This is a genomic window from Prauserella sediminis (assembly GCF_014195435.1).
Classification (GTDB): domain Bacteria; phylum Actinomycetota; class Actinomycetes; order Mycobacteriales; family Pseudonocardiaceae; genus Prauserella; species Prauserella salsuginis.
In genome coordinates this window covers 3,941,322-3,955,300 of the sequence record NZ_JACIBS010000001.1, presented here as the reverse complement: position 1 = coordinate 3,955,300, position 13,979 = coordinate 3,941,322, and the positions used below count along the sequence as shown (strand labels likewise).

The window sequence follows — 13,979 nt, the reverse complement described above, 5'->3', positions numbered from 1 at the left end:
GCGTCGGCCCGGCTCGGGACGGTGGCCGCCGCCTCGGTTGCCGCACGCCGGGTGGCTGCCGGGCCGGCGAGCTGCGCTTCCCCCACAACGGCGCCGTCGGCCGGGTCCGTGGCCACCGCGCGCGGGCCGTCGAGGAAGTCGGCCCGCGCCCCTCCGACGAACGGCTGGTCCCGCTGCACACCCCGCACCGGGTGGCGCCTCACCTCCGCCGTCACGCGACCTCCCTGCCCTCCGGAACCACGACCGCTCCGCCCACTGTGGACGGATGACCAGGTCAACCGGCACAAATGCCACTACCACATCCGGCAATCATGCGTAATGATGATCAGAGTGCCATCGCGGCGCGCCGAGGACCAAGACCCGAACGTGTCACCGCCCATTCAGCCCACCTATCACGCCTGGTCACCGGCGCCGGAGGGACGAGAGGACGGACGGCCACCCACGCCAGCGGCCGCGGCCGGCCGGGACAAGGAGGTCCGATGGATCGACGACACCTCGAGTACTTCGTCGCGGTGGCCGAGCACGAATCGTTCACGGCTGCCGCCCACGCACTGCGGATCGCACAACCGTCGTTGAGCCAGGCCGTCAAGGCGCTGGAGAACGAGGTCAAGACCGAGCTGTTCCACCGAACGGCACGAGGAACTTTCCTGACGTCGGCAGGAGAGGCCATGCTCGGACCTGCCCGGCAGACATTGCGCGGGTTCGAGACCACGGCCGCGGCCGCCGTGAACGTCCGTGACCTGACGACGGGCTGGCTCGACGTCGCCGCAGTGGCGAGCGTCGCCACGGATCCGCTGTCGGACGTGCTCGCCCATTACCACGCGCGCCACCCCGGCGTGGTCCTGCACATCGCCGACTCGGGCAGTGCCGACATTGCCGACCTCGTCCGGACGGGCGCCCACGAACTCGCGCTGACCTGGAACCCGCGCAGCGACGAGGGCCTTGCCACCTACTCACTCGCACCCGAACCGATCTACCTCGTGGTCGGCGCCGATCGCGGTTTCGCCCACGGCGCATCCGTGACGCCGGAACAGCTGGCCACGGTCGGCCTGGTCGTCAACACGGCGTCCCGTGTCTACCTCGCCGACCTGATGCGCGTGCAGGGCATAGTCCCGCGTATCACGGCCGAGACCACCGCACGCGAGGTCATCGTGCCGCTGGTACTCGGCGGTATCGGCGCTGCGCTCCTGCCGCCCCGCGCCGCGGCGGACGCCCGTAACCGCGGTGCCGTCGTGTGCCGGCTGGAGGTGCCGCTCACCCGTCAGGTCACGGCGATATGGCGGCCCGGTGAGCTCACCCCGGCGGCAGAGGCGCTCATCGGCATCCTCCGCACACCGGGCCTCACGGCACCCCCTGATCCGTTTCGGTGACCGTGCGTTGTCAGCCTTCGGCCGGAAAACCGATCACGCTACGTGCACCGTCGGACCCGTCCAGCGCATCGAGGCCGCGGTTCACGTCGTCGAGCCCGATCGTCTCCGAGATGAGCTCGTCCAACAACAGCCGGCCCTCCAGGTACAGCCGGCAGTAGTAGGGAACGGCCAGCCGGAAGTGGCGGGACCCCATCTTGCTGCCCTGCAAGCGCTTCTCCTGCAGCATCGAACGGGCCGGGATACGCACATCCTCATCGTCGGCAGAGAATCCGACCACGGTGGCGGTACCGAACGGCAGGATCATCGCGTACGCCTGCTCGATGGTCGCCGCACGGCCCACTGCCTCGAGCGCATGGTCCACACCGCCGCCGGTCAGCTCGTGCACCGCCGCGACGGGATCCACGACCGAGGCGTCCACGACGTCGGTCGCACCGAAACGGCGTGCCCGCTCCAGCTTCGCCGGCAGCACGTCGACAGCGACGATGCGGGATGCTCCGCGAAGCCGCGCTCCCTGTACCACGTTCAGCCCCACTCCGCCGCATCCGATGACGGCGACCGTGTCCCCCGCGTCGATGCGTGCGCGGTGTGTCACCGCGCCCACACCGGTGAGCACGGCACAGCCGAGCAGCGCGGCACGGTCGAGCGGCATGCTCCTCGGAATCGCTACCGTGGCGTTCTCGTGCACGAGCATCCGGGACGCGAAGCCGCCGAGACCGGTGAAGCCGGTGGCTCGGACGCCTGCCCGAGTCAACCGCGGTGGCGCCGCATCGCCACGTTGGGCCGGCGGCGCCGGGCACTGCTGCGGGATGCCCCGCAGACACCGATCGCACGCCCCGCAGGATGGTGTCGCGGCCACCACGACGTGGTCGTCCACCTCGAGGGTGGTGACCGCCGAGCCGACCCGCTCCGCCACTCCCGCCGACTCGTGACCGAGCACCAGCGGCAGCGGGAGATCCCTGGCCCCGAACTGCATCGTGCGATCGCTGTGGCAGATGCCGGACGCCACCGTGCGAACCAGCACCTCGTCGGGTGCCGGTTCGTCGACCGCCAGCTCGCCGACCACCAGTCTCGACCCGAACTCCTCGAGGATCGCCGCGCGCGTCGCCGTCATTCCCACTCCCTCCACGTTCCGACAGCCGTCATGGTCACCCCGCTTCCGACAGGGGAGCCGGTGGCTCGACATCCGTCCGATCGGCCGCCGCTGGTGTCAGGCTGAAACCCTCGTAGTCGTTGTCGGCGACCCGTCGGCAGGCTTCCCGGTAGGCGACCAGACCGCCCGGGTACGGCATGAACACGCGAGGTTTGCCCGGCACGTTCGCCCCGAGGTACCACGAGTTCGCCTCCGGATAGAGCGTCCGGGACGCCAGCTCGTTCACGTGCTCGACCCAGCGGACCTCGGCATCCTCCGTGGCCTCGACGTGCCGAACGCCGGCCGAATCCATGCGTTCCAGCAGCTCGACGAGCCATTCCACGTGGTGCTCGATCGACACCACGACGTTCGTCAGTACCGAGGGGCTTCCGGGTCCTGCGACGACGAAGAGGTTGGGAAAGCCGGCCGTGGCGAGTCCGAGATAGGTGACCGGCCCGGCGGACCATTTCTCCCGCAGCGAGAGTCCGTGCCGGCCACGGATGTCGATGCGCGAGAGCGCGCCGGTCATCGCGTCGTACCCGGTGGCGAACACGATCACGTCGTACCGGTGGGTCCCCTCGGACGTGCGCACGCCCTCCCGCGTGATCTCCTCGATCGGATGCGCCCGCACGTCGACGAGTTCGACGTGCTCGTTGTTGTAGGTCGCGTAATAACCGGTGTCGACGCACAGCCGTTTCGCCGCGATCGGCACGTCCCGGGGACACAACCGGTCGGCGGTCTCCGGATCCTCGACGATCTCGCGGATCTTCGATCGCACGAACTCGGATGCGGCGTCGTTGGCACGGCGATCGGTCAGCACATCGGTGAACGCAGCGGGCAGGCCCGCTCCACCGCGTTCCCACCGCTGTTCGAACGCCGCCCGGCGCTCATCCGGCGGTACCTCCGTCGCGGACCGGTCGCCGCGCACGACTGTGGTCCCGGTCGGCGATTCCCGGGTGAGTCGCCGCCGGTCGGGGTAGGTCTCCTTGATGTGCCGCTTCTCGTCGGCCCCCAGCTCCCGGTTTCGGGCCGGCACGCTGAAGGTCGCCGTTCGCTGGAAGACGGTCAGGTGAGCGGCTTGTTCGGCGATCACCGGGATGGCCTGGACGCCTGAGGATCCGGTGCCGATGACCGCGACGCGCTTACCTTCGAACTCCACGCCCTCCAGCGGCCAGCGACCCGTGTGGCAGGTTTCGCCCGCGAAACGCTCCATCCCCGGAATGTCCGGGGTCCGCGCAGCGGACAGACACCCCGTCGCCATGACCACGTACCGCGCGGTCACGTCGTGTCCGCGATTGGTGCGTACCCGCCAGAGCCCTGTGTCGTCGTCGAAACGGGCCGACGCGACACGCGTGTCGAGCGTGATGTCCTCGCGCAGGCCGTACCGGTCGGCGACGTGCTCGAGATAGGCCCGGATCTCCGGCTGCGCCGGATACCGTTCGGTCCACTCCCATTCCTGGTCGAGCTCGGGATCGAACGAATAGCTGTAATCCCAGCTCTCGATGTCGCACCGGGCACCCGGATAGCGGTTCCAGAACCACGTGCCGCCGACCCCGCCGCCCGCCTCGAACACGCGGACGCGGAGACCGAGGCCACGCAGCCGGTGCAGCATGTACAAACCCGAGAAGCCCGCGCCGACCACGACCGCGTCCAGGTCCGGGGTCGCCGCTCCCTCGGCTCGCTCGTCCGTCGTCACAGTTGCACTCCCTCCGTCTACCGACACCACACCCGGCGCACCGCCACCGGCACACACCGTCGCTGAAGCCGGACGAACCGGTCGATGGATGGTTCGCTCGCACGTACCCCGAACCACGCCCGCCTCACTGAGGCGGAACAGGGCCGACACTCCGACCCTCGGACCAGCAATGATGATCAGAATGGCGACCTTGCACGCGGAAGCGCAAATACCGGTTTCGCCAGCACGCCATTCACTCGCGCTATCACCCCTGGTCAACGCCCGTCATCAGCGTGGACAGACCCTTCGCCCGGGTGCGGATCATTGACATTCCGTCAAAACAATGCGAATGATTATCTTGCGTTCAACAGTATGCGTGCCCCATCGCACCGCTGTCCATATCGGACATCCCGATCACGTACCCACCGTCCGCCGACCATCGACTGATCCATCCGAGGGCTGGAGGTCCTATGTCACAACAGGCCAACGCAGCACCGACGACACCGGGCACGCACGACCTGGTCGCCGCCCGTACGACCGTCCGACACCCCGCAGCCGACGACGTGCCCGGCCAGCTCGCAGCGATGGCCGCGTTGCGCGACCGCGAGGCCATCCGGGACCTCGCGCTCCTCTACACGCGCGCCGTCGACGGGTACGACCTCGATGCCGTCCTGGACATGTACACCGACGACGGCGTGTTCGAACGCCGTGGCCGCGCGAGTGCGGGCCGGGAGGCTCTCCGCGAGGCCTACGCCACGCCCATGCGGGCGTACCGCACCATGATTCACCGTGTCGACGCGCACGTCGTCGAGCTGACCTCCGCGTCCGACGCGGTCGGCTGGGTAGCCGGATATGCGGAGCTGGCCGACGACCACACGGTCGTGACCGCCGTGTTCCGCTACGACGACGTCTACCGCAAGGTCGCCGATCGCTGGCGGTTCGCCCACCGCGCGATCGGCTTCCAGTACGCGATGCCGCTCGAGGACCTCCCGACGGGACTCACCGCACAGGATCGCGTCCGGTGGCCGGGAACCGACCCGCGCGACGGCGACTACCCCGAGAGCCTGCCGGGTTGGACCGCGGTCCGCCGATGACCGCACGCACCATGCGAGACCGAGCAAGGGAGACCTCATGAGCACGAACGGCGGACGCCTCGCGGGCAAGGTCGCGCTGATCACCGGTGCGGCGTCCGGTTTCGGGCGCGCCGCAGCGGTACGTTTCACCGCCGAAGGAGCCGTCGTCGGCTGTGCCGATGTCGACCTCGACGGTGCGGAGGAGACCGCCACCCTGATCACGGAAATGGGCGGCAGAGCCGTGCCGATCCAGGCCGACGTGGCCAGCGGCGCCGACTGCGAGCGCATGGCCGACACCACCGCTGGCGAGTTCGGCAGGCTCGATGTGCTGTTCGCCAACGCCGGCGTTGCGGGCGTCGGCAGCGCGGTCAGCACGAGCGAAGCCGACTGGCAACGCGTGCTCGACATCAACCTCAAGGGCGTGTGGCTCTCCGCCAAGTACGCACTGCCCTACATGTTGGAGCAGGGCGCCGGCAGCATCGTCAACACCGCGAGCGTGGGCGGCCTCGTCGGAGTCGGCGAGATCCTGCCCTATTCCGCGGCGAAGGGTGGGGTCATCGCCATGACGAAACAGATGGCGTTCGACTTCAGTCCTCGCGGTATTCGGGTGAACGCGATCTGCCCGGGTACGGTACTCACACCGTTGGTCACGGCGACGTACGAAGAGCGGGCGGCGGGAGAGGTCGATCCGGGCGCCGCCGCCGACGAGGCACTGCAGCGGATGACGCAGAAGTACCCCATAGGGCGCGTCGGGACCACCGACGACGTAGCCAACATGGCGTTGTTCCTCGCCAGTGACGAAGCACAGTGGATCACCGGATCGGCACTGACCGTCGACGGTGGCTACACGGCACTGTGACGACGGCACCGTGACGACAGCTCTCGCGCACCGGTTTCGCGCGGAGGCGGCCACCCGAGCGCTTTCCCGCATAGGGAGGCTCGATGGCCGCCTCCTGCTTTTCGTCTTGGACGCCCGGCGCCGTCCGTTGCAATGGTGATCGGGTCACTGACGGCAATGGAGGGAGCCACCGCTCATGTCGGAACAGCCCGACCCCTACGAGAACTTCGGCGGCAGCATAGGCCGAACGTTCCGCTCTTCCCAGCCGTGGTGGCCGCCACGCACCGAACCTCCCGACAACGCCCCCAACGTCGTCGTCATCGTCGTCGACGATCTCGGCTTCTCCGACCTCGGCTGCTACGGCTCCGAGATCGACACGCCGAACATCGACGCCTTGGCCGACTCGGGCACCCGCTACACCAACTTTCATGTCACGCCGCTGTGCTCGCCGACCCGCGCCGCACTCATGACCGGACTCAATTCGCACGCGGCCGGAATGGGATACGTCAGCAATGCCGATCCCGGGTTTCCCGGTTATGCCGCCGAGCTGCCGGACAACCAGCCGACCATGCCGGAGATCTTCCGTGCGAACGGGTACCGGACCTTCATGCTCGGCAAATGGCATCTGACCAAGGACTCCGAGCTGTCGGAAGCGGGTGACCGTTCGTCGTGGCCGTTGCAGCGAGGTTTCGACGAGTACTACGGCTTCCTCGAAGCCATGACGAACCTGCATCAGCCGCACCGGCTCTACGACGGCAACTCCGTGGTCGACGTGGATCGGTACCCGGAGGGGTACTACCTCACCGACGATCTGACCGACCGGGCACTGCGCATGATCCACGGCTTGCGTGCATCGCATCCCCACAAGCCGTTCTTCATGTACTTCGCCCACGGCGCGGTGCACGCCCCGCTGCACGCCAAGGAAGCCGACATCGTCAAGTATCGCGACCGCTACGCGATGGGCTGGGACCGGCTGCGGCAGCAACGACTCGCCCGACAAGTGGATCTGGGTATCGTCGAACCCGCCACCGAACTGCCTCCGCGCAACAGCGAACCGGGCGAGGACGTCCGGGCGTGGGAGGAGCTCTCACCCGACGAGCAGCGACTGTTCGCACGGTACATGGAAGTCTACGCCGCTATGGTGGACAATGTGGACACGAGCATGGGCCGCATCGTCGACTGTCTCCGGGAACTCGGGGAGCTCGACAACACGATCATCCTGGTGACGAGCGACAACGGCGCATCCCGCGAGGGGAACGAACAGGGGTCCAGTCACTACTTCCGCGGACGTTCCCCCGAACCCGGAAAGGCCCGCCAGGAAAAGGACTTCTTCGAGCTCGACCTCGCCAACTTCGACGCTATCGGCGGGCCCACCACATGGCCGCACTACCCGCGAGGCTGGGCGATGGCCTGCAACACTCCGTTCCGGCTGTACAAGACGACGACGTTCGCCGGGGGCCATCAGGTACCGCTGATTCTGTCGTGGCCTCACCGGGCGAGCCATCCGAACGCGATCGTCAGAGAGCAGTACGCTCACGTCACCGACGTACTGCCGACCCTGGTCGACCTGATCGGTCTCGACGTGCCGAGAGAACGGAACGGGCGGCCCGCCGTTCCGTGGGCGGGGTCGAGTTTCGCGGCGACATTCGACGACCCGGACGCTCCCACCGCGCACAACGAGCAGTACTACGAGGTTCTCGGGGGCCGCGGCTACTACCGGGACGGCTGGGAGGCACTCACATATCGGGTTCCCCTCACCCCGTTCAGCGACGAACGCTGGCAGCTGTACCACGTCGCCGAGGATCCGACCGAGCTGCACGATCTCGCCGACGACCACCCGGCACTTGTGGCGGAACTCGCCGCGGCGTGGGAGGACGCGGCATGGCGCAACGGCGTGTTCCCGCTGTACGAGGGCGGCGGCATCAACTACCTGATACGGCCGGATTCGGAGAAGGCCTTCGACGAACCCGTGGTGTTGCGGCCCGGATACCCCACCACCGAGCGATACCGCACGAGCCGACTGCTGGCAGGCCGTTCCGTCCGGATCGAGGTCGACTGGCGATTCGAACACGGCGATCGTGGCATCGTCCTCGCGCACGGTGGTCAGGAGTCCGGGTATCTGCTCTATGTCGACGACGACGAGCTGCGGTTCCTCGTCAGCTCGTGCGGCGAGGAACACGCCGTGTGCCCCGTGCCGTTACCTGGGCGATCCGAGCGAGTCACGGTCGACCTTCACTCGCCGGGCGGTGGCCGATGGGACGTCTCGTTGGCGGTCGACGGAGATCTGCGCGCGCACGCGCCCGGATTGCCGCAACTGTTCTCGTTCATGCCGTTCGAGGGCATCGACGTCGGCCTCGATCGTCGTTCGCCGGTGTGCTGGCGGCTATACGAGCGCGAAGGCACCTTCCCGTTCACCGGAACGCTCGAGACCGTCACCTACACACCGGGTGAACACGCACCCGATGCTCCCGAAGTCCTCCTCGACCAGGCCAGGGCCGTCGGCAGCGCACTGGAGTGAGCACGCTCGCCCCAATGCCGTAGCGACGTGGCGGCCGTCAGGCCCGGCCTCCACGCTCGCCACCCGCTCCCGCCTGCGGTCATAGGTGTTGCGAATGACCGCCTCAGGCAGCCGGTCTTTGCTTCTCCCGACAGTTCCACGTAATCATGATTATGTTTTTGCGATCACCAACGAAGGTGGTGCGTGATGGTGAACCAACCGACCGCGGCTTCCCGAGTCGCCCGTACGGTCTGGACCCTCTGTTTCGCCGTCGTCTTTCTCGACGGCTTCGACCTCGTCATCTACGGAACCGTGCTGCCGTCGCTGCTCGCCGACGGTTCCTGGAACATGAGTCCGGAAACCGGAGGGGCGATCGGTAGCTATGCGCTCATCGGACTGATGATCGGCGCGCTGATGTCCGGCTACATCGCCGACCAGTACGGCCGCAGGAAGCCCCTGCTGTTCTACACGGCGATGTTCAGTGTGCTCACGGCACTGTGCGCCGCGGCCACCGGACCAGCCATGCTCGGCTTCCTTCGATTCCTCGTCGGGCTCGCGCTCGGCGGCGCGCTGCCGATGGCCATCGCCCTCGTCACCGAATACGCACCGGTCGAGCGCCGCAACTTCTACAACGCGACGATGCTCGCCGGATACGCCATCGGCGCCGTGGTCGTCTCGCTGCTGTCGGTCGTCATCGTCCCGAATCTCGGCTACCGTGCCATGTTTCTCGTCGGGGGCGTGATCGGCATCGCCGTCCTCCCCTTCCTGGCCTGGCGACTACCCGAGTCGATCGACCACCTCGTCACCCGCGGCCGACACGAACGCGCCCGCGCACTCGCGGCCTCCTTGGGCCTCGATACCGCGGTGGTCGAACGCAGTATCGAAGCCATGTCACTGCCGGAAGAGAAGGAGCCACTCGGGCGGACCGCCGCGATCCGAACGCTCGCGGCACCGGGGTACCGGATGGCGAGCATCGCGTTCCCCCTTGCCGGGTTCTGCGGGTTCATCCTGGCCTACGGTCTCAACACCTGGCTCCCGCAGATCCTGACCAGCTCCGGTTACAGCCTCGGCTCATCGCTGGCGTTCCTCGTCGCCCTCAATGCGGGTGGCCTGCTCGGCAATCTGGTTCTGTCCACAGTGGCGGACCGATCCAGTCCACGACTCGCCGTGGTCATCGCGGGGATCATCGCGTGCGCTTGTTTCCTGGCGCTCAGCCTGGGGCCGCCCACCGGGCTCGTCTACGTCATCATCTTCGTGGCCGGCTCGGGAGCGCTGACCTCCGCGGCACTCATCTTCAGCTTCACGGGCACGTACTACCCCGGCTACGCACGGGGCACGGCACTCGGCTGGACGATGGGACTGTCCCGGCTCGGCGGCGTGGCCGGCCCACTGATCGGTGGCTTCATCCTCGGTGCAGCCATCGGTCCGGAATGGAACTTCTACGTCTTCGGCATCACCGCGCTCGTACTGAGCGCCGTGATCATGCTCGTACCGCGACCCCGGCGATCGTCCCGACCGGACGCGCCCGCACCCCAACTCGAAGAGGCCTGAGTCGCACCGCTCGGAAAGGAGCGCTCCGTTGGACCGGCGAACATTACCTCTCACACCCCCGGATTCCGGCATTCCGCCCGCATTCGACGCTCGCGCACAGGATCCGCCGTACCCGGCAGAGGAACCGATCCGTCCCCCGGCCGATGCACCCAATGTGCTGCTCGTACTCATCGATGACATGGGATTCGGTGCGTCGTCGGCGTTCGGCGGGCCGTGCCGCATGCCTGCCGCGGAACGGCTCGCCGAAGGAGGACTCCGCTACAGCCGGTTCCACACGACCGCGATGTGCGCTCCGACCCGGCAAGCGCTGCTGACCGGACGCAACCATCACACGGCCGGCATGGGCTCGCTGCCCGACATCGCCACCTCGATCCCCGGTTACACCGCGCGCCGCCCCCGCGAGGTCGCGACAGTGGCCCGCATGCTCCAGGCCAACGGCTATGCCACGGGTGCGTTCGGGAAGATGCATCAGACTCCCGGTGCCGAGTCGACGCCGGCGGGACCGTTCGACCGGTGGCCGACCGGTGAGGGGTTCGACAAGTTCTACGGCTTCCTCGGCGCCGAAACCAACCAGTTCACCCCGAATCTCGTCGACGGCACGACACCCATCGAGCCGCCCGGCACGGAGGAGGACGGGTACCACCTCTCCGAAGATCTCGTCGATCAGGTGATCTCCTGGGTCCGGACCCACGACACACTCGCTCCGGACCAGCCGTGGTTCGCCTATCTGAGTTACGCGGCGTGCCACACCCCGTTCCATCTACCGCAATCGTGGCGCGAGGCATACCGTGGCGAGTTCTCCCACGGCTGGGACGAGCAACGCGAACGCACCCTCGCCAGACAGCGTGAGCTCGGCGTCGTGGGACCGGAGACGGAGCTGGCGCCGTGGTGCGACGGAGTCCCGCACTGGGACGAGCTCTCGGACGTCCAGCGCGAGGTCGCGCAGCGGCTCATGGAGTCCTACGCGGCGTTCGCCGAGCACACCGATGTGCAGACGGGCAGGCTCGTCGACGAGCTCGAAGCGATGGGCCAGCTCGACAACACATTGATCATCTACGTTCTCGGGGACAACGGCGCCTCGGCCGAGGGCGGCATCGACGGAACGCTGAACGAGGCGGTCACCGCCAACGGGTTCATCGACACGGCAGAACGCATCCACGACCAGCTGGACGAGATCGGCGGTCCGCACGCCTACGCCCACTACCCGGTCGGCTGGGCGCTGGCGATGAACACCCCGTATCCGTGGGCCAAACAGGTCGCCTCGCACTACGGCGGGACCCGGGTCGGCATGATCGTGCACTGGCCGAACGGAATCGAGGCCCGCGGCGAGGTTCGTCATCAGTGGCATCACTGCATCGACGTCACTCCGACCATCCTCCAGGCGGCGGGACTGCCCGAGCCGGCCGAGGTCGACGGAGCCACACAGATCCCGTTCGAAGGCATGCCGTTCAACTACAGTTTCGACGATCCTTGCGCCCCGGAGCGACGCCACACGCAGTACTTCGAACTGGCGGGCAACCGCGGCATCTACCACGAGGGCTGGACCGCGGTCACCCGTCACCGCATCCCGTGGATGATGGCGGCGCCGGCGCTGTCACCGTTCGAGGACGACGTTTGGGAGCTCTACGACACGAACACCGACTGGTCCCAAAGCCGCGATCTCGCCGAGAAGCATCCGGAACGACTGGCCGAGCTGCAGAACCGGTTCGTGGTCGAAGCGGCCAGGCACAACGTGTTCCCGTTGGACGACCGGCTCACGGAGAAGATGAATCCGGCGCTGGCGGGCCGCCGGGACCTGATGGCGGGGCGCCGGTCCGTGACGATGCACCCGGACCTGCCGGGACTCCGGGAGGATGCCGCGCCGAACGTCAAGAACACGTCGTACTCGGTGACCGCCGACATCACCGTCGACGGTGCGGCGGACGGAGTCCTCGTCGCACAGGGCGGCCGGTTCGGAGGCTGGTCGTTGTACGTCTCGGATTCCCGACTCGCTTATTGTCACAACCTCTGTGGCATGCAACGGTTCTACGTCTCCAGCGACACTGCTCTCGGCCCGGGTCGACACACCGTCGAGTTCCACTTCGACTACGACGGAGGTGGGACCGGCCGCGGCGGCACGGGGCGGCTCGTCGTCGACGGGACCGGCATGGGATCCGGACGGATCGGAGCCACGGTGCCGTTCTTCTTCTCCCCCGACGAAACCTTCGACGTCGGCAGGGACCGCGGTACGCCCGTCACCGAGGAGTACCCCCAGGGACGGGCGAACACCTTCTCCGGTCGGCTCCACTGGGTGCGCATCGACCTGAGACCCGACAGCGAGTCGGAAGCCGACCGCGGAGCGGTGCCGTGACGAGCAGCACTGCGACGGGACGAGCGCAGGACGGCAGCGAGCCCGACTACCGGTTCACGCTGGCCAACGAGCGCACGTTCCTGGCCTGGACCCGTACCGCGTTGGCGCTGACCGCAGGTGGCCTGGCGGTGGTGCAGTTGCTGCCGGAGGCGGCGGTCGACGCCGTGCGGTACGGGTTCGGCGCCGGCCTGACCGGCGTCGGCGGGGCGATCCCACTGATCGCGCTGCGCCGGTGGCGACGGGTGCAGGCAGCGATGCGGCGGGACGCCGACCTGCCGGACACGCGACTGCCTCAGTTGCTCGCGATCGTGCTGCTGGCCGGTGCGGCGGCCGTGCTGGGCCTGATCATGATGCCCGCCTCGTCCTGATGCCCCGGCCCCTCCCCGACCGGCCAGGTCTGCAACCCGAACGCACCGAACTGGCGTGGGAGCGCACCGCGGCCGCGTTCGTGGTGAACGGTCTGCTCCTCCTCGCTCGCCCGCACGAGGAGTTCACGGCCGCCCGCGTCGGCCTCGCCGTCGCCGCCCTGGTCGCAGCCTGCTTCGTCGCCCGGGTCGGGCGCCGGCGCGCCCGCGGGAGAGCGTGCACTCGTGGACTCCGCCGGCAGATCCACGCCGCAGCCGCGGCGACGGCCCTCTTCGCAGCGGCCGCGACGGCCTACCTCCCGTTCGCCGCGTAGCGGGCCCTGCCGGCCCGCTCACGGCAGGCTTCGGCCGATGCCGCGGGCCGCGACCTGCAGCGCGGTCAGCAGCCGGGTGCGTTCCCGTTTGAGGGTGGGCACGACGATGCCCAACGCGGCCACGACCTCCTGCTCGCCGCTGCCGGACGCGGCCCGCGCGATCGGCACGGCGATGGAGCAGGCGCCGAGGGTCATCTCGTCCTCGGTCGTCGCGTAGCCCTCGCGCCGGACCACGGCGAGCTGTCTGCGCAGACGTTCCGGATGCGTCACCGTGTGCACCGTCGGCCGCCGCATCTCCATGGTCAGGTAGTCCTCGCGCAGCTGTGCGGGTGCGTGTGCGAGCAGCACCTTCCCGACTCCGGTGGCGTGCAGCGGTAGCCGCGAGCCCGCACGGCTGACGACCGGCACCGAGGCCCGTCCCGACAGCCGGTCGAGATACAGCACCTCGGTCCCGTCACGGACGGCGAGGTGGACGGTCGCGCGGGTCGCCGCGTGGATGTCGCTCAGGAACGGCGAGGCGACCTGCTGGAGTTCGGTCTGCTCGGGGGCGAGCATGCCCACGTCCCACAGCCGCCTGCCGATCACATAGCGGCCGCCGGAGTCCCGGGTCAGCGCCTCGCCCGCGACGAGTTCGCGCAGCAGACGGTGCACGGTCGGCACGGGCAGGTCGGCGCGCCGCGCCAGCTCCGTGACGCCGAGTCTGCGGTGCCCGTTGTCGAACGCGTACAGCACGGCCAACACCCGGGACACCACGGTCGCGCCCGGGGACGAGACGTTGCCCGACATCGCCCACACCTTTCACTGAGTGAAAGTCCAC

11 protein-coding genes are annotated in these 13,979 nt (G+C 68.4%); 8 read left to right on the top strand and 3 right to left on the bottom strand.

The window, feature by feature from the left end:
• The first annotated feature begins 479 nt into the window (after positions 1-479).
• Positions 480-1,370 carry a LysR family transcriptional regulator gene (locus FB384_RS17940; RefSeq protein ID WP_183784590.1) on the top strand — a complete coding sequence of 297 codons (891 nt, stop codon included), beginning with the start codon at positions 480-482 and terminating at the stop codon, positions 1,368-1,370.
• A gap of 10 nt (positions 1,371-1,380) precedes the next feature.
• Here the strand turns inward: FB384_RS17940 and FB384_RS17935 are convergent, their stop codons facing one another.
• Together FB384_RS17935 and FB384_RS17930 are read right to left on the bottom strand one after the other, a co-directional pair.
• Positions 1,381-2,481 (bottom strand): Zn-dependent alcohol dehydrogenase, encoded by a 1,101-nt coding sequence (locus FB384_RS17935; protein ID WP_183784588.1) that lies wholly within the window; start codon positions 2,479-2,481, stop codon positions 1,381-1,383.
• 34 nt (positions 2,482-2,515) lie between these two features.
• Positions 2,516-4,195 carry a flavin-containing monooxygenase gene (locus tag FB384_RS17930; protein ID WP_323985269.1) on the bottom strand — a complete coding sequence of 560 codons (1,680 nt, stop codon included), beginning with the start codon at positions 4,193-4,195 and terminating at the stop codon, positions 2,516-2,518.
• Between the two features lie 449 nt (positions 4,196-4,644).
• Between FB384_RS17930 and FB384_RS17925 the strand changes: the two genes are divergently transcribed.
• The 7 genes from FB384_RS17925 to FB384_RS17895 all read left to right on the top strand — a co-directional run bounded on the left by FB384_RS17925 (position 4,645) and on the right by FB384_RS17895 (position 13,162).
• Positions 4,645-5,268, top strand: coding sequence for a nuclear transport factor 2 family protein (locus tag FB384_RS17925; RefSeq protein WP_183784586.1), 624 nt, complete (start codon positions 4,645-4,647; stop codon positions 5,266-5,268).
• Positions 5,269-5,305: 37 nt separating this feature from the next.
• A complete protein-coding gene (locus FB384_RS17920) occupies positions 5,306-6,106 on the top strand; it encodes an SDR family NAD(P)-dependent oxidoreductase (protein ID WP_183784584.1) in 801 nt (266 codons plus the stop codon).
• Between the two features lie 175 nt (positions 6,107-6,281).
• The gene (locus FB384_RS17915) at positions 6,282-8,603 is read left to right on the top strand and encodes an arylsulfatase (RefSeq protein WP_183784582.1); all 2,322 of its coding nucleotides are present in this window, start codon (positions 6,282-6,284) and stop codon (positions 8,601-8,603) included.
• A gap of 186 nt (positions 8,604-8,789) precedes the next feature.
• On the top strand, positions 8,790-10,133 hold the full coding sequence (locus FB384_RS17910) for an MFS transporter (protein WP_183784580.1): 1,344 nt from the start codon (positions 8,790-8,792) through the stop codon (positions 10,131-10,133).
• Positions 10,134-10,287: 154 nt separating this feature from the next.
• A complete protein-coding gene (locus FB384_RS17905) occupies positions 10,288-12,483 on the top strand; it encodes an arylsulfatase (protein ID WP_323985268.1) in 2,196 nt (731 codons plus the stop codon).
• Entirely contained in the window at positions 12,480-12,851 is a 372-nt protein-coding gene (locus tag FB384_RS17900; protein ID WP_183784576.1) for a YidH family protein, read from the top strand. The genes FB384_RS17905 and FB384_RS17900 overlap by 4 nt, the downstream gene beginning before the upstream one ends.
• Entirely contained in the window at positions 12,851-13,162 is a 312-nt protein-coding gene (locus tag FB384_RS17895) for a DUF202 domain-containing protein (protein WP_183784574.1), read from the top strand. Before FB384_RS17900 ends, FB384_RS17895 begins: the two co-directional genes overlap by 1 nt.
• An 18-nt stretch (positions 13,163-13,180) precedes the next feature.
• On the opposite strand, the gene FB384_RS17890 is transcribed toward FB384_RS17895, so the two are convergent.
• Positions 13,181-13,948: an IclR family transcriptional regulator gene (locus FB384_RS17890; RefSeq protein ID WP_183784572.1), complete on the bottom strand. Its 768-nt coding sequence runs from the start codon at positions 13,946-13,948 to the stop codon at positions 13,181-13,183.
• Between the last annotated feature and the right edge of the window lie 31 nt (positions 13,949-13,979).